At 59.3% G+C, this 20604-nt stretch carries 16 protein-coding genes; 7 read left to right on the top strand and 9 right to left on the bottom strand.

Translation table 11 applies throughout. The features are described from left to right. Nucleotides 1-371 precede the first annotated feature (371 nt). On the bottom strand, nucleotides 372-2045 hold the full coding sequence (locus HNQ65_RS16350) for a response regulator (protein WP_184340844.1): 1674 nt from the start codon (nucleotides 2043-2045) through the stop codon (nucleotides 372-374). A gap of 357 nt (nucleotides 2046-2402) precedes the next feature. Here HNQ65_RS16350 and HNQ65_RS16345 point away from each other — a divergent pair, with 357 nt between their 5' ends. The 7 genes from HNQ65_RS16345 to HNQ65_RS16315 all read left to right on the top strand — a co-directional run bounded on the left by HNQ65_RS16345 (nucleotide 2403) and on the right by HNQ65_RS16315 (nucleotide 12163). Further along, nucleotides 2403-3110: a sensor histidine kinase gene (locus HNQ65_RS16345; protein ID WP_184340842.1), complete on the top strand. Its 708-nt coding sequence runs from the start codon at nucleotides 2403-2405 to the stop codon at nucleotides 3108-3110. A gap of 27 nt (nucleotides 3111-3137) precedes the next feature. Next, the gene (locus HNQ65_RS16340) at nucleotides 3138-3785 is read left to right on the top strand and encodes a response regulator transcription factor (protein ID WP_184340840.1); all 648 of its coding nucleotides are present in this window, start codon (nucleotides 3138-3140) and stop codon (nucleotides 3783-3785) included. Nucleotides 3786-3803: 18 nt separating this feature from the next. Continuing rightward, nucleotides 3804-5066: an OmpP1/FadL family transporter gene (locus HNQ65_RS16335; RefSeq protein ID WP_184340837.1), complete on the top strand. Its 1263-nt coding sequence runs from the start codon at nucleotides 3804-3806 to the stop codon at nucleotides 5064-5066. Nucleotides 5067-5208: 142 nt separating this feature from the next. Next, nucleotides 5209-6660 carry a class I SAM-dependent methyltransferase gene (locus HNQ65_RS16330; RefSeq protein ID WP_184340835.1) on the top strand — a complete coding sequence of 484 codons (1452 nt, stop codon included), beginning with the start codon at nucleotides 5209-5211 and terminating at the stop codon, nucleotides 6658-6660. Continuing rightward, on the top strand, nucleotides 6657-9344 hold the full coding sequence (locus HNQ65_RS16325; RefSeq protein WP_184340833.1) for an ATP-binding protein: 2688 nt from the start codon (nucleotides 6657-6659) through the stop codon (nucleotides 9342-9344). The genes HNQ65_RS16330 and HNQ65_RS16325 overlap by 4 nt, the downstream gene beginning before the upstream one ends. 15 nt (nucleotides 9345-9359) lie before the next feature. After that, entirely contained in the window at nucleotides 9360-10598 is a 1239-nt protein-coding gene (locus HNQ65_RS16320; protein ID WP_184340832.1) for a response regulator, read from the top strand. Between the two features lie 377 nt (nucleotides 10599-10975). Continuing rightward, complete coding sequence (locus HNQ65_RS16315; protein WP_184340831.1) at nucleotides 10976-12163, top strand: 3-keto-disaccharide hydrolase; 1188 nt, start codon at nucleotides 10976-10978, stop codon at nucleotides 12161-12163. 72 nt (nucleotides 12164-12235) lie between these two features. Here HNQ65_RS16315 and HNQ65_RS16310 read toward each other — a convergent pair whose 3' ends face one another. From HNQ65_RS16310 to pstC, 8 genes are all read right to left on the bottom strand, one after another. After that, nucleotides 12236-13174: an ROK family protein gene (locus HNQ65_RS16310; protein ID WP_184340830.1), complete on the bottom strand. Its 939-nt coding sequence runs from the start codon at nucleotides 13172-13174 to the stop codon at nucleotides 12236-12238. A 13-nt stretch (nucleotides 13175-13187) separates the two neighbouring features. Beyond that, nucleotides 13188-13928 carry a type III pantothenate kinase gene (locus tag HNQ65_RS16305; protein WP_246438347.1) on the bottom strand — a complete coding sequence of 247 codons (741 nt, stop codon included), beginning with the start codon at nucleotides 13926-13928 and terminating at the stop codon, nucleotides 13188-13190. Further along, nucleotides 13925-14668 (bottom strand): hypothetical protein, encoded by a 744-nt coding sequence (locus HNQ65_RS16300; protein WP_184340828.1) that lies wholly within the window; start codon nucleotides 14666-14668, stop codon nucleotides 13925-13927. Before HNQ65_RS16300 ends, HNQ65_RS16305 begins: the two co-directional genes overlap by 4 nt. A 451-nt stretch (nucleotides 14669-15119) precedes the next feature. Then, nucleotides 15120-15791, bottom strand: coding sequence for a hypothetical protein (locus tag HNQ65_RS16295; RefSeq protein WP_184340826.1), 672 nt, complete (start codon nucleotides 15789-15791; stop codon nucleotides 15120-15122). A gap of 79 nt (nucleotides 15792-15870) precedes the next feature. Then, on the bottom strand, nucleotides 15871-16659 hold the full coding sequence (gene pstB / locus HNQ65_RS16290; RefSeq protein ID WP_184340824.1) for a phosphate ABC transporter ATP-binding protein PstB: 789 nt from the start codon (nucleotides 16657-16659) through the stop codon (nucleotides 15871-15873). A 3-nt stretch (nucleotides 16660-16662) separates the two neighbouring features. Further along, entirely contained in the window at nucleotides 16663-17466 is an 804-nt protein-coding gene (gene pstB, locus HNQ65_RS16285; protein WP_281382113.1) for a phosphate ABC transporter ATP-binding protein PstB, read from the bottom strand. Then, nucleotides 17466-18647, bottom strand: a complete 1182-nt coding sequence (gene pstA / locus HNQ65_RS16280) for a phosphate ABC transporter permease PstA (RefSeq protein ID WP_184340822.1) — start codon at nucleotides 18645-18647, stop codon at nucleotides 17466-17468. Before pstA ends, pstB (HNQ65_RS16285) begins: the two co-directional genes overlap by 1 nt. Next, nucleotides 18644-20584, bottom strand: coding sequence for a phosphate ABC transporter permease subunit PstC (gene pstC / locus HNQ65_RS16275; RefSeq protein WP_221306190.1), 1941 nt, complete (start codon nucleotides 20582-20584; stop codon nucleotides 18644-18646). Before pstC ends, pstA begins: the two co-directional genes overlap by 4 nt. Between the last annotated feature and the right edge of the window lie 20 nt (nucleotides 20585-20604).

Here is a 20604-nt window from a genome sequence, read left to right as displayed (position 1 = left end):
ATACATGGCACAGCACCCGTCTGTCCTGCAATGGGCAGACAGGCCCTGACCTTGGTTGGGATATGCGACCATAAGCAACAGATGGGCAATAAGCTATGCTTGTATGCCACTATCATTCTCTCGGCCATCACCCGGTCAGGTCAAGATTATGTCGCATCCAAATTGCGACATGGCAGCGGGTTGATAAAAACCATGCCCACCATCTTTTCCGCAGTCGTCATTCCCAGCCTGCATCAACAGAAGAAGACTCTCTTTTTGGGCCCCAAGTCTTGAAGGGCTTTTAGATCCTTTCTCAAAATGCAGTCCATTTAGCCCCGGCAGCCGCTCTGCCGTCCAGGTCATTCATAGGAGATGTTTTTTTGAGCGCTGGTCTATAACCGGGCCGGTTTTAGCAGCGCCTGTCCCACAATGTTGAGCAGTTCCACCATCCCAAACGGTTTGGGAAGAAAGTTTTCACCCGCCTTCAGCTCCTTCGCGTTGCTCAAGCTCGTCGGTGAGTACCCGCAGGTAAAAATCACAGGCAGAGTCGGATCTTCATTCGCCAGTGCCTTCTCTAGATCAAAACCGCTCACTCCTCCGGGGAGCTTCACATCGATCAGCGCCAGCTTGATCACTGAAGCCTTCTCCCGCCAAATCGCCCACGCTTCGTTGGCATCCGCCGCTGTCAGCACCCTGTGTCCCTGGCTGGTCAATACATACTCCATCACCTGGCGGACAGAATCCTCATCGTCCACCACCAAAATCGTGGAGGACTCCTCCTCAATTTTTTGACCCAGCAATTTTTTATCAGTCATAGCTGCAAAAGACGCGCCCGGCACCGGCGCTTCAGGAACCGGACCTGAGGCAACAGGCAGATAAATCGAGAACTCCGTTCCCACCTCCAGCACACTGCGTGCATCAATCCAGCCCGCCTGCATCCGCACCAGGCCTAGCACCAGGATCAATGCAATATCGGCTCCGCCCTCCTGTCCGGACGAAAGTTTAGATGCGTCAAACAGCCCCGCCTGCTCTTCTGCGGTGAGTCCCCTGCCGGTGTCTGAGATGCTCATCACCACATAATTGCCTGGCTTGGCCTCCGCATGCAGCTGGCTTGCTGCTCCTGCGTCAGGGATGTTCACTTCTCTAGTCTGAATCATCAGTCGGCCGCCATTCGGCATCGACTCCCGCGCATGGATCAGCAGATTGAAAATGATCTGCTCCAAAGAAGCCTGATCCGCCATCACGCATGGCAGCCCTGTCTGATGATTAATCTGGATGGAGATCTGCTCTCCCACGGCCTTCTGCAGCACTTCGGCCTGTGCCTCGATGATCTGCGGCAGGTGCAGCGGCGCAGGCTGCAGGTATTCACGTCGGTTGAATGCCACAAACTGGGATGTCACTCCTGCCGCACGCTGCGTGGCGATCAGAAGCTCTTTCAGTATCGCCTCCTGGGAGGTCGTGCCTCCTCCGCTCAGCGCCACATCCAGGTGGCCTTGGATCACTGTCAGGTAATTGTTGAAAAAGTGCCCCATGGCAGCCGCAAAGCGGCCCACCGTTTCCAATCGTTGATTCTTGCAAAGCTGATCCTCCAGCTGCCGGCGGTGATCCTGCTCCAGGCACAGCCTGTTGCTCACATCCTCAAAACGCGAGGTCATCTCCAGCAGCTGCGCGTTCAGATTCAGCGAGCGGTGGGAACTCTGCTGGTCCGCCGCATGTCGCGTCGTCAGCGTGCGGATCAGCTGCGTGATCTCAAAGGGCACCAGTCGGAACTTAAACACCAGCAGTTGTGGATTGGCCCCCAGGTCGATGGGGATCTGCTCATACGCCTCAAGTTGTGACACCGCATGCAACACCACATGCAAATCACGCTGCACCTGCCACAGTCGACCAATCAGATGACGATAATCTTTTCCATAAAAGATGCGTCCGTCCATAATCACCAGACTGAACGGCCGATGCTCCTGTGAAGCTGCCTCCACCAGCCCAATCACTTCTTTCTCGTTCGGAGTACACACCACCTCAGGCGGCAGCGCGGCTGCCTTGGTCTTGCTGGCAGACGTTGACATCCCGCTCATCATCGCAGAGGAGCTTCCTCCCATGCTTGTGTTCTGCAGGGCATGAGAAATTCGTAGATCTTCTTGTACGGTACGCTCTTCGGTCACAATCAGAATCCGACTGCAAGTAGTGGCGTTGTGCTGAATGGTATTTAGGTACATGCACTGAATCTTAAATTCAGAATGCTATAAAATTAATAAAAATAGGTTTATTTTAGGAATCAGAAGCACTCACCATATCCGAATGTAAGAACTGATCGTTCAATCGGTTTAGGCCAGGCCTAAATATTGAATTAACATTTAGATGCCGGGGCAGCCGCAATGTGGTTCTTCTAAATCACCCGACCGCTAATTTAAATTTATTGCTGCATGTTGTCACTCTCCCCGGAACTGGACAAAAACTCAGTCGCCACCTTGCTCCAGGCCCTGCGCCTCTTGGTACAGGAGGAGGATTCACAGCGCGTGGATCTCGCCAATGTTCTTCATAAAGACATGGCCGGCGGGTTGGTGGCCTGTGCTTCTCTCGGAGAAATGATCCGCCATGAGCTCGCAAATGGAGCCAACACCGCCAGCATGGGCCGCCTTCTGGGCAGCTTGGACTCCACCCTGAGGAAAACGCTCCAGTTGGTGCGCGACATGACGGAAAAACAGTTTCCGCCAGTGCTCAAGGCCTTCGGTCTCAATGTCGCTCTGCAGCAGCTCGTACGCACCATTGGCGAAAACTTCGCTGGCTCTCTGGTCCTGCACATCAACGGCGACGAACCTCCGTTCGACCTCGCCAGCCGCCTCAACCTCTTCCGCATCATGCAGTCCCTCCTCCACCACTGCGTCCGCTATGCCAACACCTCCTGGGTGGAGGTCACCTGCCGCGCCAGTGCCGACAAACTGGAAATCACCATCGACCACGATGGCGGGGACGACATCTGGAGAGACCCTGTCAATGGCTCGGAGCTAGCCCTCATCGAAGCCAGGTGCGCTCTCCTTGGCACCAGCTTGGAGATCATGGGCGCAGGACCGGGAGGCACTTCCAGAGTTTGCCTCATCACCCACGCAGCGCCTGTCCAGCTTCAAGCATGACCCCTCACCCCAACGCACTCCACTTTCATGCAATCTCCACCTCCTTTCAACATTCTGATTGTCGACGACCACGCACTGGTGCGTGAGGCTTTCACCAGCATGCTAAAGGGCGAGTTTCCCCAGGCCACCGTCGTCTCCACTGGCTCCTGCGCAGAAGCCATGGTTGAAGCGCGCCTTCACAATTTCGAAATCGCCCTCGTGGACATCGAGCTCGGAGACCGCTCCGGCATGGAGCTCACCACCGAGCTGCGCACCCTCCCCAATCCGCCCAAGATCATCGCCGTCTCCATGCATCAGGAGGAGACTTTCGTCTCCCGCACCATGCAGCTCGGCGCGCGCTCCTACGTCACCAAGGACGCCCCTCCCCACGAGCTCTTTGACGCCATCCGCTGCACCCTCGAAGGACGCAGCTACATCTCGCGAGAGCTCGCGCAGAAGTTCGCAGACCGCTCCATCCGAAAAGGTTCCGCCAGCCAGGTCCATGAAAAGCTCTCCAACCGTGAGCTCGAAGTCCTCATGCAGCTCGCCCGCGGCAAGAGCCTCAAGCAGGTGGCTCTGGATCTCTCTCTCAGTCCGCGGACCGTCGCGGTGCACAAACACAACCTGTGCCGCAAAACCGGTCTCAAAGGAACTGTGGAGATCCTCAGATACTGCCAGTCCAACGGACTGGCTTAACTCCTCCCTCAAGACCACATGAAAGCCTGCGCCTACTACTCTGTCCTCCTACTGGCACTTTTGGCGATAAAGACGCATGCATCCGAGACTCTCTCGGTGGTGCCGGACTCCGCACAAGCTCTGGGCATCGTCGGCGGCAGATACGCCAATCTCAGCGACGCCTCCGCTGTGCGCGTCTCTCCGGCCAACATCATGCAGATCAAAAAGACAGAGCTGCTGATCAATGCCGCCATGTGGCATGGAGACATTCGCTTCACCCAGAACGGCGGCCAGTCTGTCGACATGAACCGGCCATGGGTTTATCCCGCCAGCATGTACCTTGTCCAGCCCATCATTGATGACAGGCTCTCCTTCGGCCTGGGCATCAGCACGCCTTACGGCATGGCTTCCGCCTACCCCAAGGGCATGGGCGCCCCGCTGCGCTACGCACTCCCCTATCTCTCCAACCTCATCACCGTGGACATCACGCCGGCTTTCGCCGTCAAAGTCACCGAAGACCTCAGCTTCGCCGTCGGCATGGACATCATGTATGCAGACCTGCAGATGAAGCAGTTCTATCCCTGGGGCTCTCTCGTTCCGGGTGCTTCCGAGGGCGACATCCAGATTCACGGCCAGGGCTGGGGCGTCGGAGCCTATGCAGGCGTTAATTGGACAGTCGCCAAAAGACATCGCTTTGCCTTGGTAGGCAGATTGCCTGTAAAAGTCCGCTTCCGTGGCGACTTCAAGGCCTCCAACATGCCGCCCGCTCTGATGGGTCTTGGGTTCAGCCAGAACAGCAACTTCAATTCTGACATGACCTTCCCGGGCTCTATATCAGCAGGTTATGGCTTTGATGTCACGGATCGCTTCACCATCGGCTTTGATTTCAAATGGTCCCAGAACTCCTCTCACGATGATCTCCCGCTTCTCATTGGCAACAACCAGCCCTTGCTTGGAGGTGCTACCAGTTCTGTTTTCGGATGGCGCAATTCCATCGACCTAGGGACTGGAATGACTTACAAGTTAAATGAAAGCTGGGTGCTTCGTGGCGGCTACATGTATTCTGAAAACTCGCAGCCTGCCAACAGCTACAGCCCCATGGTCTGCACCAATGACCGCAGCATCCTGAGCCTCGGTGTCGGCTGGCGTGGCAAGTCGCGCAGCGTCGATTTCACATACGCATATGTTTACAATCCCACACGTGTGATCAGCGGTTCGTCATCCAATCCTCCGGGACAGTTTGATGGCAGCTACAGGCATCAATGGCAGGTCTTCTCATTGAGTGTCACACAGCGGTTTTAATTCATTAAATAATGACAACATGTTGAATCCGATTGTATGTCAGCGGCACCTCCGAGTGCCCTCCCGCAACACGCTGTCCTCCCTTCTCAGGAGAGCCATGCCAGCTAAAAGGCGCTCAGTGCACTAGCAGAGGATCCGTATCATGGAGAACACCGAAAATTCACTTCCTAACATCGCCGCAACAGGAGAGCGGCTCAGCTTTATCATCTGCCGCAACAGCCAGGGGGCTGAAGTCAGGGGCACTTTGCACCGGCTTACACGCTACCTCGGAGTCTTTGAAGTTTACAATCCTTACAGCATCGTCCAGCTCTCCGAAGTTCTGAATGACTTCAGGATCATGATGAACGAGCGCGTGGTTTACTCAGGCCGCGCCGTCATCGCCAACTTGGTGAACACCGGCATCATGCTCATCTGCGAGGCCTCCCTCTCAGATGACGGCTGGATCGACATCGACATCCTCTCCCCGGCGCAGAACAAAAGCCGCCTCCTCGCGGACTTTGCCGAGTTCCTCAAGGAAACAGAAAAAAACTACCGCGTCGTGCCCGACTTCAAGCTCGTCGTCGCGGACATGCACACCCTGCTCTCCGACCTCCGTCGCTGGATGGAGCAGGTGGAGCTCGGCGTCCGCTCTCTGCCTTCTGGAGACCGCATCCAGGCCGAGCGCGAAACCATCAAACAGCTCGAAGACCCCATCCTTCCCGCTGTCGTCCCTCTTCTTGACCGCTTTGAACACACCGCTGCAGAGATCACGCAGGAGCAGCAGCCTGTGCATCGCAGCTACATCAAACGCCAGCTTCACCCTCTGGTCCTCTGCTCTCCCTTCATCTATCGTACCTTCCAGAAACCCCTCGGTTATGCGGGCGACTATGAGATGGTCAGCATGATGCTTCGGGACCCCTACGAGGGCAGCTCCATGTTTGCCAAGATCCTCAACAGGCTCTTCCTCGATACCGCCCCGGTCGTGGCTCACCGCAACCGCATCGTTTACCTCAAGCAGCGCCTGCATGAGGAAACCGCCCGCATGCATGCTCAGGGCAAGGTTGCACGCATCTTCAATCTCGGCTGCGGTCCGGCCCAGGAGGTGCAGAACTTCCTCATCGACGACGATCTCTGCGACCACGCCGACTTCCTCCTCCTCGACTTCAACGACGAAACCATCGCCAATACCACGCGCGATCTCGAAAGCCTGCGCGCCAGACACCGCCGTCGCACCGGCATCAAGCTCGAAAAGCGCTCTGTGCACCAGATCCTCAAGGAATCCTCCCGCACCGGTGCCGGCTTCGAGCCCGCCAGCTATGACGTAGTCTATTGCGCGGGCCTGTTTGACTACCTCTCCGACCGCATCTGCCGCCGCCTGCTCGAAGTGTTTTATGATCTGGTCGCCCCCGGCGGCCTCCTCATCGCCACCAACGTGGACATCTCCAATCCCTCCCGCAACTGGATGGAGTACGTCCTCGAATGGCATCTGGTTTATCGTGACAAGGCTCAGTTCGCCAAGATCGCTCCTGACAAAGCCCCGCCAGAGGCAGTCCAAGTCAAGGCAGACGAGACAGGGGTGAACATCTTCCTCGAAGTCCGCAAACCCGCACAATGACCGAAGCGCCGTCAGTTCCGGTGGACAGTTTGGAGCACTCGTTTGACACCTACGAGCGCCCCATCCGTATCCGCAACTACAAGCTGGGAGCCCTCCTGGCGGGCATCTTCATGCCCGCAGGAGCGTCGTTGGATTACTTCATGTACGGCTGGGATCAGGCGCTGGTCTTCTTCCCCGTGCGCATGATCTCGGCAGTGCTCCTCGGCCTCGTATGGGCTGCGCTTCACTACCTCCCCAACTCACGCTACTACCGCAATCTGGGTCTCTCCGTGGCTCTCATCCCGCTGCTCGCCATCTCCTGGATGATCTTTACCAAGGAGGGTGCCATCTCCCCCTACTACGCCGGCCTCAATCTCATCATGCTCGGATCGGCCCTCCTGCTTCGCTGGACGCTCCGGGACAGTGTCCTCATCTTTGTCCTCACCTTCGTCGCCTACTTGGCAGCGACCATGCTGCACGGGCCTTTCTCTTTTCACGGCCTGTTCTTCAACAACATCTACTTCCTGTTCGTCACCGGTGTGTTCATTGTCGCTGGCAGCTGGTACTACAACACCATCCGCCTCTCTGAGTTCAAGCTCCGTCATGATCTGGACCTCAACCGTGCCGAGTTGGAAACCAGCAACCAGAAGCTCCGGGAGCTGGACGAGGCCAAGAATCGCTTCTTTGCCAATATCAGCCACGAACTGCGCACGCCCCTCACGCTTCTTATCGCTCCCCTGGAAAGCCTCATCCAGCGCACCAACTCCGTCAACCGCCCTCAGGAGGAACGCGATCTCCTCGGCACCATGCAGGGCAATGCCATGCGCCTGCTCAAGCTCATCAATGACCTCCTCGATCTCGTCCGCCTCGAGTCTGGTCGCGCCAAAGTTCGCGCACGCCGCGTGAACGTGAACGACTTCATCAACGGCCTCGCCACCGCTGTCAGCCCCGTCGCCAAAGACAAACGTATTCAGCTTCATGCCCATGTGGATTCTTCTCTGGGAACGGTTGTCGCCGACCCCGAAAAACTTGAGCGCATCTGCCTCAACCTTCTCTTCAATGCCCTCAAATTCACTGCCGCCAGCGGCCGTGTAAGCTTCAGCGCCATGAAGGAGGACAACATGCTCGTCATTGAGGTGACGGACACCGGCATGGGCATTCCGGCTGATCAGCTACCAAATATCTTCAGCCGCTTCTGGCAGGCTGACACCTCTTCCCAGCGCAAATTCCAGGGCATGGGCATCGGTCTCGCTCTGGTCAAGGAGCTGGCCGAAGTCCAGGGCGGCACTGTCTCCGCCACCAGCGAGGTCGGCAAAGGCACCACCATGTCAGTGCGGCTGCCGTTGCTGCAAAACGAAGACATCGTTGCCGATGAAGAGGAAGAAGAGTCTCACGAGCAGCAGGGAGAAGAAGCGCCAAAGAACAAGGACTGGATCGCCGACCTCTATCGCCGCGCCGAGCTCTTCCCCGCCATGACTTCCCTCCAGGCCACTCTGCGTCCGGTGGAAACCAGCATCGGCCGCAGCCGCAAGCCCAAACTCCTCATTGCCGACGACGAACCCGACATGCTGCGCTTCCTCAAGAGCCAGCTCAGCGCCACCTTTGAGGTACTCGAAGCAGTGGATGGTCAGCAGGCCGTGGACAAGGCCGTCCAGTTCCTCCCGGACATCATTCTCTCTGATATGATGATGCCGGAAAAAGACGGCCTCCAGGTCTGCCGGGACCTCCGTGAACGCACCTCCACCCGCTCCATCCCTGTTGTGCTTCTGACAGCCCGCGCAGATGAAAAAACCAAGCTCGACTGCCTGGCTGCCGGTGCCAGCGACTTCCTCGCCAAGCCCTTCTCCCTCACCGAGATCATGGTGCGCCTGAAAAACCTCGTGGACACCCGCCTCTACCAGAAGGAGCTCGTGGTCCAGAAGCAGCAGCTCGAGTCGGCCTTGGAGCAGATCAAGGAGACGGAGTCCATGCTCGTGCGCAATGAGAAGCTCGCCTCCCTCGGCCGTCTCAGCGCGGGCCTCATCCACGAGATCAACAACCCCCTCAACTACGCACGCCAGGGCCTGCACATCATCGCGCGCTCCACCAAGCTGCTCCCCGAGGAGGAACGCGCCGACTTCACCGACACTCTCAAAGACGTGGAAGACGGCGTGAACCGCGTCATCCAGATCATCTCCGACCTGCGCGGCTTCACCCGCAACACCAGCCAGCTCAATCACTCCTTCGACCTCCAGACCATCGTCAACACCGGCCTGCGCTTCTTCTCTCATATCTGGAAGGAGGGCATCCAGCGGGAGGTGGACATCCCCGATGAGCTTGAAGTCCGCGGAGACAGCAACCAGTTTGTCCAGGTGCTCATCAACTTCATCCAAAATGCCTTGGATGCCATGGCCACCAAAAAATATCCCGAGGGGCAGGTCCCCTGCATCAAGCTCTCAGCATTCACCCGCCGGGACAAAGTCATCTTCTCCGTCAAGGACAACGGCCCCGGCATCCCTCAGGAAATCCGGGACAAAATCTTCGATCCCTTTTTCACGACAAAAGACGTGGGACAGGGCATGGGTCTCGGCCTTGCCATCTGCAACCGCATCATTGCCGACCACGGAGGCCGCATCGAGGTGCTCAGCCAGCCCGGCGAGTACACCGAGTTCGTTCTTGAGCTTCCAACAACCGCAAGCACACCCAACAACCACGCAGCTGTTTAAAAAGGATCACTCCACATGCAAAACCAATACGACCTCAAACGCTATGCTGTTCTCTATGTCGATGATGAAGAGAAGGCGCTGAAAAACTTCGAGAAGCTCTTTGCTGACGAGTTCCGCATCCTCACCGCCAACAACGCGGCGGACGGTCTCAAGCTCATCGAGCAGCATGGGGAGGACATCGGCATCCTGCTCTCCGACCAGCGCATGCCCGGAGAAAAAGGTGTGCAGCTTCTGGAGCGCGCCCGCCAGCTCCGCCCCCGCCTCGTCCGCATGATGGTCACCGCCTATGCGGACTACGATGTGACGGTGGACGCCGTCAATCTCGGCAGCATCTTCCGCTACATCTCCAAGCCCATCTCCCCGGATGACGTGCGCAATACCCTGCACCGCGCCATGGAGTACTACATCCTCCAGCAGGAGCGTGATGGACTGCTCCAGGAAAAGCTCTCCGTGCTCCAGAATCTCCTCATCACCGACCGCGTAATGGGCCTGGGCGTCGTCGCCGCTGGTCTCAACCAGAACCTCAACCAGCCCCTGCGCGCCGTGCATGCCTTCCTGGACATCACCCCAGGACGCCTCGGCCAGCAGAACTTCGACCTTGACCGCCTCCGTCAGGCCACCTTTTGGCGCGATTTCCACGCTCATGTGGTCAGCCAGGCCTCCCGCATTGGCGATCTCCTCGGCGACCTCAAGGCCGCCGCAAGTGGCGCACAGTCTGTGGATGCAGCCCAGGCCCTCCCTGCAGCAGTCGAGCAGCAGCGCGCGGCCTTTGCAGCCAAAGGAATCGAGCTCAAATACGAAGCCTCAGGCGCTCTGCCCGCGCTCCAGGCCAGTCCGGCCACTCTCGAAAAGCTGGTGCAGCTGCTCCTCCAGACCGAGCTCACCCAGCTCGCTTCCGGCACCCATGTCGCCCTCACGGCTGCCACAGGTGCTGATGGTGCCCTGACGCTGACTCTCACCGACGACGGCCCAGGCCTCGCAGGCACCGTCTTCCGCTCCGTGTTTGATCCCTTCTTCACGCACGCAGACGCTGCTACGGACGCCCCCGGCCTCGCCCTCATGGGCGCCTTCTTCCTGGCATTCCACCTCGGTGGCAGCATCACCTCCAAGCGCGGCTCCAAAGGCCTCCACCTCGAAGTCGTGGTGCCCGCCTCCGCCCCGGCTCCGGCACCCGCTCCGGAAAGCAGCCGCGAGTTCATCACCAACGTGCTCATGAACGACATCCTCTGGGAGCGCCTGCTGCCCAACGGCTGATCGATCCTCTGAAACAGCCCCTCCTTGGGAAGGTGCGCAGCGCGCCGTCGTTTATCTGACGGCCATGCGCACCTTCTTCTTTTTAGACCTTTTCTCGAAAAGAATGTCCGATTGAACCGGCGAGCGCAGCGGCCCCAGTGGCAAGGCGGGAGAGCCGCCTGCTATTTGAAGATAACAGGCAAGCGACTAACGCAGCCAATGGGGCCGCTCCGCCGCCCGGGCAATGTGACAGGCTTTTCGAGAACAGGTATAACACTCCACCTCAGCTTCGCTGCGCTGCCGTCCCATTTTCATCTCCGCGAATGATTTGGCCCGCGGCGCGCAGTCCCCGAGATCCTCATTGCTCCCTGCACCTTCCCACCTACAGCTGCACCACCATGAACCGACCCACGTTTCACACTCTGGCCCTGTCTCTTCTTACCACCGCTGCGCTGGCTGATGGCGCATTCTATGGCGACCCACCGGATGCCACCCATCCCTGGGCCATTCACGACATGAACCGTCCGCAGCCCGTGCGCGTGGAGCCAGGCACTTTCAGTTCGCAGGAAAAGCCCGGCACTCCTCCTTCCGACGCCGTCATTCTTTTCAGCGGCAAGCCGGAGGAAATCGAAAAATGGCAGGCGGACAAAACACCCGCCCAGCCCACCAAGTGGGAAGTGAAGGACGGCGTGCTGCAGTGCGTGCCGGGCAGCGGCTATGTGCGCACCAAGGAAGAATTCTCCGACTGCCAGCTCCACATTGAATGGAGCGCTCCCTCTAAGGTGGAAGGCAGCAGCCAGGGCCGCGGGAACAGCGGCGTCTTCCTCATGGGCCAGGTTGAAGTGCAGGTGCTGGATAATTACAACAACCCCAGCTACCCCGATGGCATGGCCTCCTCCATCTACGGCATCAATCCGCCGATGGCCAATCCGCTGCGCGCGCCGGGCGAATGGCAGGTCTATGACATCGTTTTCCGCCGCCCGATCTTCAAGGACGGCAAGGAAGTGGATCCCGGTTACATCACCGTCTTCGTGAACGGCGTGCTCACTCAGGACCACACCCCTCTGGAGGGCGGTGGCGGCCATATGAAGCGTTCCTCGCCGAAAGCATTCCCTGACCAAGGCCCGCTCAAGCTGCAAGACCACGGCAATCCCGTGCGCTACCGCAACATCTGGTACCGCCCGCTGCCCAAACGTGCCATCGACGGCGGCGAAGCCAGCCACATGACCGAGGCCGCCACCGCTGCCAAGCGTGCGCAGATCGCCAAGGGCATCCGTGAGGCTGCTGCCAAGATGGAAGGAAACGAAAAGATGCTGCATCTCTTTGAATCCCTCTGCTACGAGGACAATGCAGACGCCCGGAAGACCGCTCTCACCTCATTGGGCGACTTTGTCGGCAAGATCAAGGAGGTGCCTGCCGACAAGATCGAAACCAAAAAAGGTGAGATCATGCAGGTGACCAAGGCGCTGCGCTATCTGACCAAGTTTAAGTTCCTGCCAGAAGACATCTCCGCCAAGAAGGATCTCGAAGCGATCATCAAGGTGGAGGAATGGGAGCCCAAGCCGCAGCCCAAGGGGAAGAAATAAAAACCAGCCATTCTGCAAAAAGGCCCAGTTCCTACGGAGCTGGGCCTTTTTTAACGCTCATGTTTTGCTGAATCAGACGGCGTCGGCAGCCAGGGCGGCGTTGCCGATGATGCCGGCCTCATTGCTGAAACGAGCGGGCAGGATTTGCAGACGCTCCCAGACCACGGTGCTGAGCATGCTCTGCACCTTGTTTTTCAGCGGGTTGAAAATCAGATCTCCAGCCTGAGCCACGCCGCCGCCGATGACGAAGGCGTCCGGGTTCAGAAGCCAGGCGATGCTAGAGATAGCGGTGCCAAGCCAGTCGGCCACTTCGGCCCAGATCTGGCGGGCGATGTCGTCTCCGGCCTGCGCGGCGTCGGCGATCTTCTTGGGCGTGCATTCGGCCATGTCCTTCTCGATGCCTGCCTCGGAATAGCGCAGCACGGCATGCTCAGCGATCTGCTGGTTGCCAGTGTACTTTTCCAGCGCGCCCAGATTGCCGTAGTGGCCGGGCTTGCCGTTGTAATCAATGCTCATCTGGCCGATCTCTCCAGCCACGAAGCCGCTGCCGCGGAACATCTTGCCGTCCAGCACCAGACCACCACCGATGCCTGTGCCCAGGGTCATGCCAATAACGTTTTTCAGGCCACGCGCCGCTCCATGGCGAAACTCCGCGTAGGTCATCGCATTGGCATCATTTTCCACCAGCACGGGCAGGCCGGTCTTCTCGCCCAGAATGGCCTTGAGCGGCACATGCTTCCACCCCGGAACGTTGGTCAGCTCATGCACAAAACCATGATCGAAATCGACAAGCCCAGGCACGCCCACACCGATGGCGCAGATGGCGGGATAGGTGGCGCGCAGCTTGGCCACGCGTGCGGCCATCTCGCCGATGAGCGCGGCCGGCCCGTGAAACTGCGTGGTGGGGATGGGCTCGTCGGTGACGAGAAGTTCATCGCCACGGCAAACCCCGAGTTTCACAGAGGTGCCGCCGAAGTCGATGCCGATGGAAGTTTTGTCAGATTCAGCCATATCGCGTCCCGCTTCACAGCAGGGCGCGGAGATTGCCCACCAAACGCAGCCCGTGCAAGGTCAAATCGGGGTCGGTGGCAATGTCTTCTCCCATGCCGGAGATGATCCATTCGGCGTCTCCCCCGGTGGCGACGACGCGGATATCCGCTCCCCCAAGCTCCTTTTTCAGGGCCTCCAGGATGCCCTTTACCATGCCGCGATAACCAATGGCGGCACCGGCGAGGATGGCACCTTCGGTGGATTGGCCGATCGCGGTCTCGGGCTCGCGCAAGTCCACGCTGGGCAGCAGGGCGGTGCGCTCATGGAGGTAGTCAGTCATGAGGCGCAGGCCGGGGGCGATAACACCGCCGATGTAGGACTTGTCGGCAGAGAGGATGTCAAACGTCACGGCGGTGCCGAAGTCGATCACGATGCCGGGCGCACCATGCATGTGAGCGAGCGCCACAGCGTTGGCGAGGCGGTCTGCGCCAATGGTTTCGGGTTTTGGATAACGAATGCCAATGCCCAGCGGGGCATCATAGCGCAGCTCGATCAGCTGGCTGCCGAAGACCTCGCGGAAGGCCGGAAGCACCTTGGGCACCACGCTGCAGATCACGGCGCTGTCAAACTGCCAGCCTTTCACCACCTCGCGAACAGCATCAGGAGAAAGTTCACGAGTAGGATGTTCACGACGCTCCAAGATTTCTTCGCTCGATGCGAGACCGAATTTGGTGCGCCCGTTGCCGACGTCGATGAGCAGCTGCATGCGGCTCATGGCTTGGCCTGTTCTGCTGGCTTCTGCCCGCCTTCCTTTGGCGGCTCGCCAAAGGTGCGCACTTCGATCATGCCTTCGGGTGCGGTCTTCTTGGCCGGCTCTGGTTCGACAGGTTTCACAGGGGTGGTGGCAACAGTGGCACCCGCAGCCTGGGGTTCCTCCACGGGCAGGGCCTTCAGCGGATCTTTGACCACATGCACACAGGGATAGAGCATGTTGTAGTTGTGCCTCAGAGCAGCAGGAAAGGCTACACGGCCAGGCTCGGTGACGTTCTCCCGCAGGAGCTTGCCTGCCAGGCTGCCGAAGACATCACTGCCGATCTTGGCGGCCTGGGCCACGGTGCCGCCGACCACCTGACCCGCAGCGCCAGCCGCCTGTTTGCCTGCACTGCGAAACATGTCGCTGCTGATGCGGCGCTCCTGGATGGAGATATAAGCCTGCGCAGAAAGCAGCGTTCCCTCCGGGCTGAAGCTCATTTCCAGGCTGGCATGATCATCCGCTGAGAACATGCCGCGCACGTGGTCCACACGCATGGAGATGAAGATACCGCCGTCCGGCGAGCGTGAGATCTCAGGCTTGTAGCTGCGGTATTCACTCTCGGAAAACTTGTACTCCGCCGCCTTGCCCTTCTCCTTGTTCCAGCCACCTAGACTCTTGCCAAGGGCATCCAGATCCACCTCCACACCCGCACGGGCGGTGGTGGCCAACAGGATGAGCAAAGCAAAGGAGCGGAGGTTCATGACGCCGCACATTGCTGCAAGAAACATTTTTTTCAACTTCGGGGTGGGGTAGGCACGTTTCCCTGCCGCCTAAATGCCAGTCCCAGTGTCACGAAGAACTGGAACACAGCCACGCATGCAATCTTGATGGCATAATCATCGTAGGCGCTGCCACGCTTGCTATTGTATCGCAACAGCGACTCCTTGACGCTTTTCACTTGCTTCGCGTATTTGGGGCTGTTTCTGTCTCCTTCGTAGCGTTCCAGCCCCCCTCCATGGAAAACACAATCTCACTGCCGGAGTGAGCCATGACAAGGACCACCTGTGCAGCGCACCAAACTAGGTACATGCTCAGTATTAAGGATGCGATGATGAAAAAGCGAGCCATGGGAAACTAATGCGATCGTATCCAGCAGTTCCACAGTCGCCAAGACCAAACCTCCGATGCAATGCCTGCGGGCCATTCCCGCTTTCAGATAAACAGGTCGCAGGCCGTGTTCTTCTGAGCCGGCATGCCGGCTGGTCTCACTCCCAGCAGTAGCAGCGCAAGAATCAACTGCAGCCCCGCCATGGAACCTATTTTGAGCGCATAGACCTCGAAGGCGGAGTCGCGTTCATCATGCATCCTGAGCATCAGGTTTGTGGTGTCCCGCAGCAGCGTCGCATATTCCGGGCTGTTTTTGTCGCCGCCGTACGCCTCCAGCTTCTGGATCGGAGACTCAATGTCGATTTGAGCGTGTGATCGGATTTTGAAAAGACCCAAGGCGCACCAGGCCATGTAGAAACTCAGTACCAGGGATGTGAAGCTGCAAAACCGCACGGCGGCGGAACCCGCAGCCTTGCCCCCTCTCAGAGCCAGACAAACCATCACAATGCACTGCACCACCGCCGCACGACCAGTGCTGGCGGCCTTTCTCTCGAAGTTCCGGCCAAACGCATGGCTTGTCTGGATCATACGCCTCTTGTAGTATTGAAACAGCTTTGCATATTCTTGGCCGTTTTTGTCATCTTGGAAGTCTTCCAGAAACTCCATCGACAATCGAATGTCGCTGCCGGAGTGCGCTCGAGCCATGATCAGCCCAAGTGCACAACAAGCCAGGTAGAGACTGGGCAGAAGAAGCAGGATCTTGAAAAACCTGATCATGAGAAATCAGGAATCATCGTATCCACAAACAGCCTTTGCCAGCAAGGCAGAAAACCCAATGAGGTCTTTCCTCCCCGCCTCAAGTCAGTCGCCCAGTAATGTAGGCCTCCGTCTGAGGATCACGCGGCTTATTGAAGATGGTCATCGTGTCGTCCTCCTCGATGAGGCGGCCTTTGTAGAAGAAGGCGGTGCGGTCGGCGATGCGCTTGGCCTGCTCCATGTTATGCGTGACGATGATGAAGGTGTACTGCCCGCGGAGCTGGTGGATGAGCTCCTCGATGCGCGCGGTGGCGATGGGGTCGAGAGCGGCGCAGGGCTCATCCATGAGCAGGATGCGCGGCTGCAGGGCGATGGCGCGGGCGATGCACAGGCGCTGCTGCTGACCGCCGGAGAGGCCGGTAGCCACTTCGTGCAGGCGGTCTTTCACCTCGTCCCAGAGAGCGGCGGCACGCAGACTGCGCTCGGCGGCCTCTTCCAGATCGTGGCGGTTTTTGACACCGGCCACGCGCAGGCCATAAACGGCGTTTTCAAAGATGGAGCGCGGGAACGGGTTGTACTTCTGGAAGACCATCCCCACGTTGCGGCGCAGGTTGATGACGTCCACCTCAGGTGCATAGAGGTCGATCCCGTCGATCTTGATCTTGCCGCTGACGACGCGTGCGGAGTCCACGAGATCGTTGATGCGATTGATGGAGCGGAGCAGCGTGCTCTTGCCGCAACCGGAAGGGCCGATGAGGGCGGTCACGTCTTCGCTGCGCATGTTCAGGTCCACATCAAAGAGCACCTGGTTGTCGCCATACGCATAGTTGAACTTCTCCACCTGGATGAGCGGCTCTGTGTCGGCGGGAGCTGGAGTTTCGGCGGCCATTTCTCAACTGAAAGTACCACGCAGGTAGGACTCGGTGAGCCGTTCGCGCGGATTGGTGAAAAGTTCTTCGGTGGGGGCAAACTCCACGAGCTTGCCCAGGTGCAGGAAGGCGGTGTAATCCGAGACGCGCACAGCCTGCTGCATGTTGTGAGTGACGATGACGACGGTAAACTCCTTAGCCAGCTGGTGCATCAGCTCCTCGATTTTCAGCGTGGAGATGGGATCCAGTGCGGAGCAGGGCTCGTCCATGAGCAGCACGTCCGGCACTGTGGCGATGGCCCGTGCGATGCAGAGGCGCTGCTGCTGGCCGCCTGAAAGGGCCAGCGCGTTGGCATGCAGGCGGTCTTTGAGCTCCTCCCAAAGTGCCGCGTGCGTCAGCGAACGCTCCACAGCCTCGTCGAGCACGCTTTTGTTTTTCTCGCCGTGAATGCGCAGGCCGTAGGCCACGTTTTCGTAGATGCTCTTGGGAAAAGGGTTCGACTTTTGGAAGACCATGCCCACCTGCTTGCGCAGCTGCGTGAGGTCCACATCGGCGTCGTGGATGTTCTTGCCTTTGACGAGGACTTCCCCCTTCGTCACACGAGCACCGGTGACGCGGTCGTTCATGCGGTTGATGCAGCGCAGGAGCGTGCTCTTGCCGCAGCCAGAGGGGCCGATGAGCGCGGTGACGCGGTGGTACTCCACCGAGAGATTGATGTCGTGCAGCGCCACGCTGGTCCCATACGAGAAATCCATGTCGCGCACCTGCACGACAGGCGGCGGGCTGGACTGGGAAGCGGCGGCGGGGGTCATGAGAGGGGCGGTCATTACCAGCGGTACTTGGCGCGCAGCCGTTTGCGCAGCATCACGGAGCTGGCAGCCAGGGAAGCAACCAGCACGAGGAAAACAAAGACCGAGCCATACTGCGCACGCTCGGCGTACTCGTTCTGCGGGATCTTGGCGGCCAGGGTGTAGATGTGGTAGGGCAGGGCCTGCACGGACTCGGTAAAGATGCCAAGGAAGCGGGCCACGCTCTGCTCCCAGTGGGCAAAGATGGACGCATCTGCCGGGAGCGGCGGCATGTCCTTCTGCCAGGGCAGCTTGTCCTTGAAGGCCAGCGCGGCGGTGAACATGATGGGGGCGGTCTCGCCTGCGGCACGGGCGATGCCGAGAATGCTGGAGGTGAGGATGCCAGGAGTGGCAAAGGGTAGCACGCTGTAGCGGATGGTCTGCCAGCGCGTGGCTCCAAGCGCCATGCTCGTTTCACGGAAGCCCTGCGGCACGGCCTGGAGGCACTGCTCGCTGGCGGTGATGATGACCGGCAGAATGACGAAGGCTAGGGTGAAGCCGCCAGAGAGCACGCAGGTGTCCCAGCCCTCAAAGCTGAGCGTGGTGAAACCGAGCGGGATGGCCAGCACGGAACGCTCTGCGGGCATGTCCACAAACTTGGGCGCAGTCAAAACGAAGGCCCCAAGGCCAAAGAGGCCAAACACCACCGAGGGCACACCGGCGAGGTTCAGGATGGCGAGGCGCACGGTTTCGAGGAATTTGCCATGCTTGGCGTACTCGCTGAGATAGATGGCGCAGGCCACGCCAAGGAAGAGCGCTACACCCACGCTGACGATCACGAGCAGCGCCGTGCCGATGATGGGTCCCAGGATGCCGCCGCCGGAGTAGGAGATGGTTTTCTCCGCACGGAAGTTGTCTCCCAGCTGCTTCTTGATGGCGTCGGCGCCGTTCACATCCGTCTCGATGTGGTTCCCCTGCTGGTCTTCGATCACGTGCAGGGTGGCGGGCAGCTCAGTAAGGAACTTGGTGTTCACAAACGGCCACTTGGACTGGAAGGCCACAGGCGCACCTTTGATGAAGATGTGCAGCATGATGGCCAGCGTGATCAGCACCACGATGTAGCTGCCTGCGCGCAGAGCCCAGCGCGCGGCGGTCTCGCGCTTCTGGATGCCGGAATTGTCTCCGGCGAAGGGATTGTCGTTGGAGGGAGATGGGGTCATGCCTTGTGGGGTTCAAAGCGGCGGGCCACAGCGCGGGCGCACCAGTTGACCAGCAGAGAGATGGCAAAGAGCACGATGCCGACCATGAAGAGCGCCTGCCAGTGCGAACTGCCGCGAGACACCTCGCCAAGCTCCTGTGCGATGATGCCGGTGAGCGTATGCGCCGGATGGAAGATGACACCGGGACCCGCGCTGAAATCGGGAATGGCGATGCGGTTTCCGGCAACGAGCAGCACGACCATCGTCTCACCCACCACGCGGCCGAGGCCCAGCAGGATGGCCGAGAGGATGCCGGAGATGCCAGCGGGGACGATGACACGGAACACGGTCTGCAGCTTGGTGGCGCCGAGGGCGTCCGAGGCATCGATATAAGCACGAGGCACGTTGTTGAGCGCGTCCTCGGAAAGACTGAACATGGTGGGCACGGCCATGAAGGCGAGCAGGCAGCCCGCATTGAACATGTTGAGACGCTCCTGGATGGGGAAGCCGGGCACCCATTGCAGCCAGCTCCACTCACTGACGTCCTTGATCAGATTCCCCAGCAGCGAGATGCCGATGAAGCCGAGCACGACAGACGGGATGGCCTGGATGAACTCGATGATGGGTTTGATGATCTCCTTCTCCCGGTCGCTGGCAAACTGGTTGGTATAGATGGCGGCCACCACGCTGACCGGTGTGGCGATGATGATGGCGATGGCGGCGATGACAAGCGAGCCCGAGAGGAGAGGCACGAAGCCGAAGAAGTCCTGCCAGGAGCTGTTGGTCAGCCACTGGGTGCCAAAGAAGAAGGCGCCGATGACGCTGAAGATGGAGACGGGCTTGTCCCAGTGCCAGCCTTCCAGACGTGCGGCGGCGGCACGCATTTCACGGGCATGGGCGGGCATGTCAGCACGCACTTCATTGATGAGCCTGAGTGCGGCCTCAGTGCCGGCTTCCTTGGGCAGAGCGGCGGCCGCTTTCTCCACGACGGCGGCATATTTCTCCACCTGCTCCCGTAGCTCGGCGGTGCGGTCAGTGATTTCCTTGGTGCTCTCCGCCAGATTCACGGGTTCGGCCACCGACGCCTCCGCCTCCTTGGTCAGGCTGGCTTTTTCATCGGCGTCTGTTTCCTTGGCGGCGGCTTCCAGCAGGCGCTGGCGGTTGTTTTCCAGTGCTTCAAACTCCACCGCCTTTTCCTTGGTTTCCAAGGCTTTGGCCTTGAGCTCGTCCAACACTTCCTGGAGCGGCTCGGCGGATTCTTCAAACTCTTCCTGGGCGGTGACGAGGGCGGCAAATTTGCTGCGCGCCTCACGATCCTTGGTGCTGAACTCCGTCGAGAGGGACTGGAGCAGAGGTGGCATGTCGGTGCTTTCCGGAGTGAGGGTGGCAAATTCGCTCTTCAGTTGCTCACGCTCTGCGGCGGTGAAAAGATCGGGGTAGGCCAGTGACTTGGCGGCTGCAGTGGAGGCCTCTTTCAGCTCACGGCGCAGCACCTCGATCTGGTCTGCCGCAGGAGGAGGAGTTTTTTCCAGAGCCTGCGTCAGCGACTCACGCGGGCGGGCCGTTTTATCCTCGACCTGCCGCTTGAGGAGGAAGGCGGCATCGCGCCGGTCACGGGCGGTCTTGCTGAGGGTTTCCAGCGATGCGCTCAGGGCCTGGCGCAGGCTGCTGGAGAGCGCCTGGTTGCGCTGCAGCGGCTGGTCGATGATGTCGCAAAACTCCAGCCCGGCCCGGCGGTAGGTCTGCAGCTCGCGCTGGTAGGTGGGCAGAAAGTCGATGCCCTCCCGCATGAGGAAGACCATGATCAGGACCAGCACGATGATGGCCACGCTGGCATTGCTGCCGAAGAAGTATTTGATCAGTTTCTGAGGATCGAGGCCGAGAATCGTGTGCTTGCGACTCCGGAGCAGTACGCTACGCAGCGGCGGTCTGCTGGGCGGCGTCTGGAGGCTGTTCATGCGGGCGGTAAGATTGGGCG

This window comes from Prosthecobacter vanneervenii, from assembly GCF_014203095.1.
Lineage (GTDB): Bacteria > Verrucomicrobiota > Verrucomicrobiia > Verrucomicrobiales > Verrucomicrobiaceae > Prosthecobacter > Prosthecobacter vanneervenii.
Note: the sequence above shows the minus strand (reverse complement) of the source record. Positions and strands in the feature narration are given on the sequence as shown.

Bases quoted from the DNA above. Each gene is read 5' to 3' on its own strand.
- HNQ65_RS16325 (WP_184340833.1), top strand. From the start codon at position 6,657: ATGACCGAAGCGCCGTCAGTTCCGGTGGACAGTTTGGAGCACTCGTTT.
- HNQ65_RS16350 (WP_184340844.1), bottom strand. From the start codon at position 2,045: ATGTCAACGTCTGCCAGCAAGACCAAGGCAGCCGCGCTGCCGCCTGAG.
- HNQ65_RS16295 (WP_184340826.1), bottom strand. From the start codon at position 15,791: ATGATCAGGTTTTTCAAGATCCTGCTTCTTCTGCCCAGTCTCTACCTG.
- HNQ65_RS16315 (WP_184340831.1), top strand. From the start codon at position 10,976: ATGAACCGACCCACGTTTCACACTCTGGCCCTGTCTCTTCTTACCACC.
- HNQ65_RS16300 (WP_184340828.1), bottom strand. From the start codon at position 14,668: ATGAACCTCCGCTCCTTTGCTTTGCTCATCCTGTTGGCCACCACCGCC.
- HNQ65_RS16330 (WP_184340835.1), top strand. From the start codon at position 5,209: ATGGAGAACACCGAAAATTCACTTCCTAACATCGCCGCAACAGGAGAG.
- HNQ65_RS16345 (WP_184340842.1), top strand. From the start codon at position 2,403: ATGTTGTCACTCTCCCCGGAACTGGACAAAAACTCAGTCGCCACCTTG.
- HNQ65_RS16335 (WP_184340837.1), top strand. From the start codon at position 3,804: ATGAAAGCCTGCGCCTACTACTCTGTCCTCCTACTGGCACTTTTGGCG.
- HNQ65_RS16340 (WP_184340840.1), top strand. From the start codon at position 3,138: ATGCAATCTCCACCTCCTTTCAACATTCTGATTGTCGACGACCACGCA.
- pstA (WP_184340822.1), bottom strand. From the start codon at position 18,647: ATGACCCCATCTCCCTCCAACGACAATCCCTTCGCCGGAGACAATTCC.
- HNQ65_RS16320 (WP_184340832.1), top strand. From the start codon at position 9,360: ATGCAAAACCAATACGACCTCAAACGCTATGCTGTTCTCTATGTCGAT.
- pstB (WP_184340824.1), bottom strand. From the start codon at position 16,659: ATGGCCGCCGAAACTCCAGCTCCCGCCGACACAGAGCCGCTCATCCAG.
- HNQ65_RS16305 (WP_246438347.1), bottom strand. From the start codon at position 13,928: ATGAGCCGCATGCAGCTGCTCATCGACGTCGGCAACGGGCGCACCAAA.
- pstB (WP_281382113.1), bottom strand. From the start codon at position 17,466: ATGACCGCCCCTCTCATGACCCCCGCCGCCGCTTCCCAGTCCAGCCCG.
- pstC (WP_221306190.1), bottom strand. From the start codon at position 20,584: ATGAACAGCCTCCAGACGCCGCCCAGCAGACCGCCGCTGCGTAGCGTA.
- HNQ65_RS16310 (WP_184340830.1), bottom strand. From the start codon at position 13,174: ATGGCTGAATCTGACAAAACTTCCATCGGCATCGACTTCGGCGGCACC.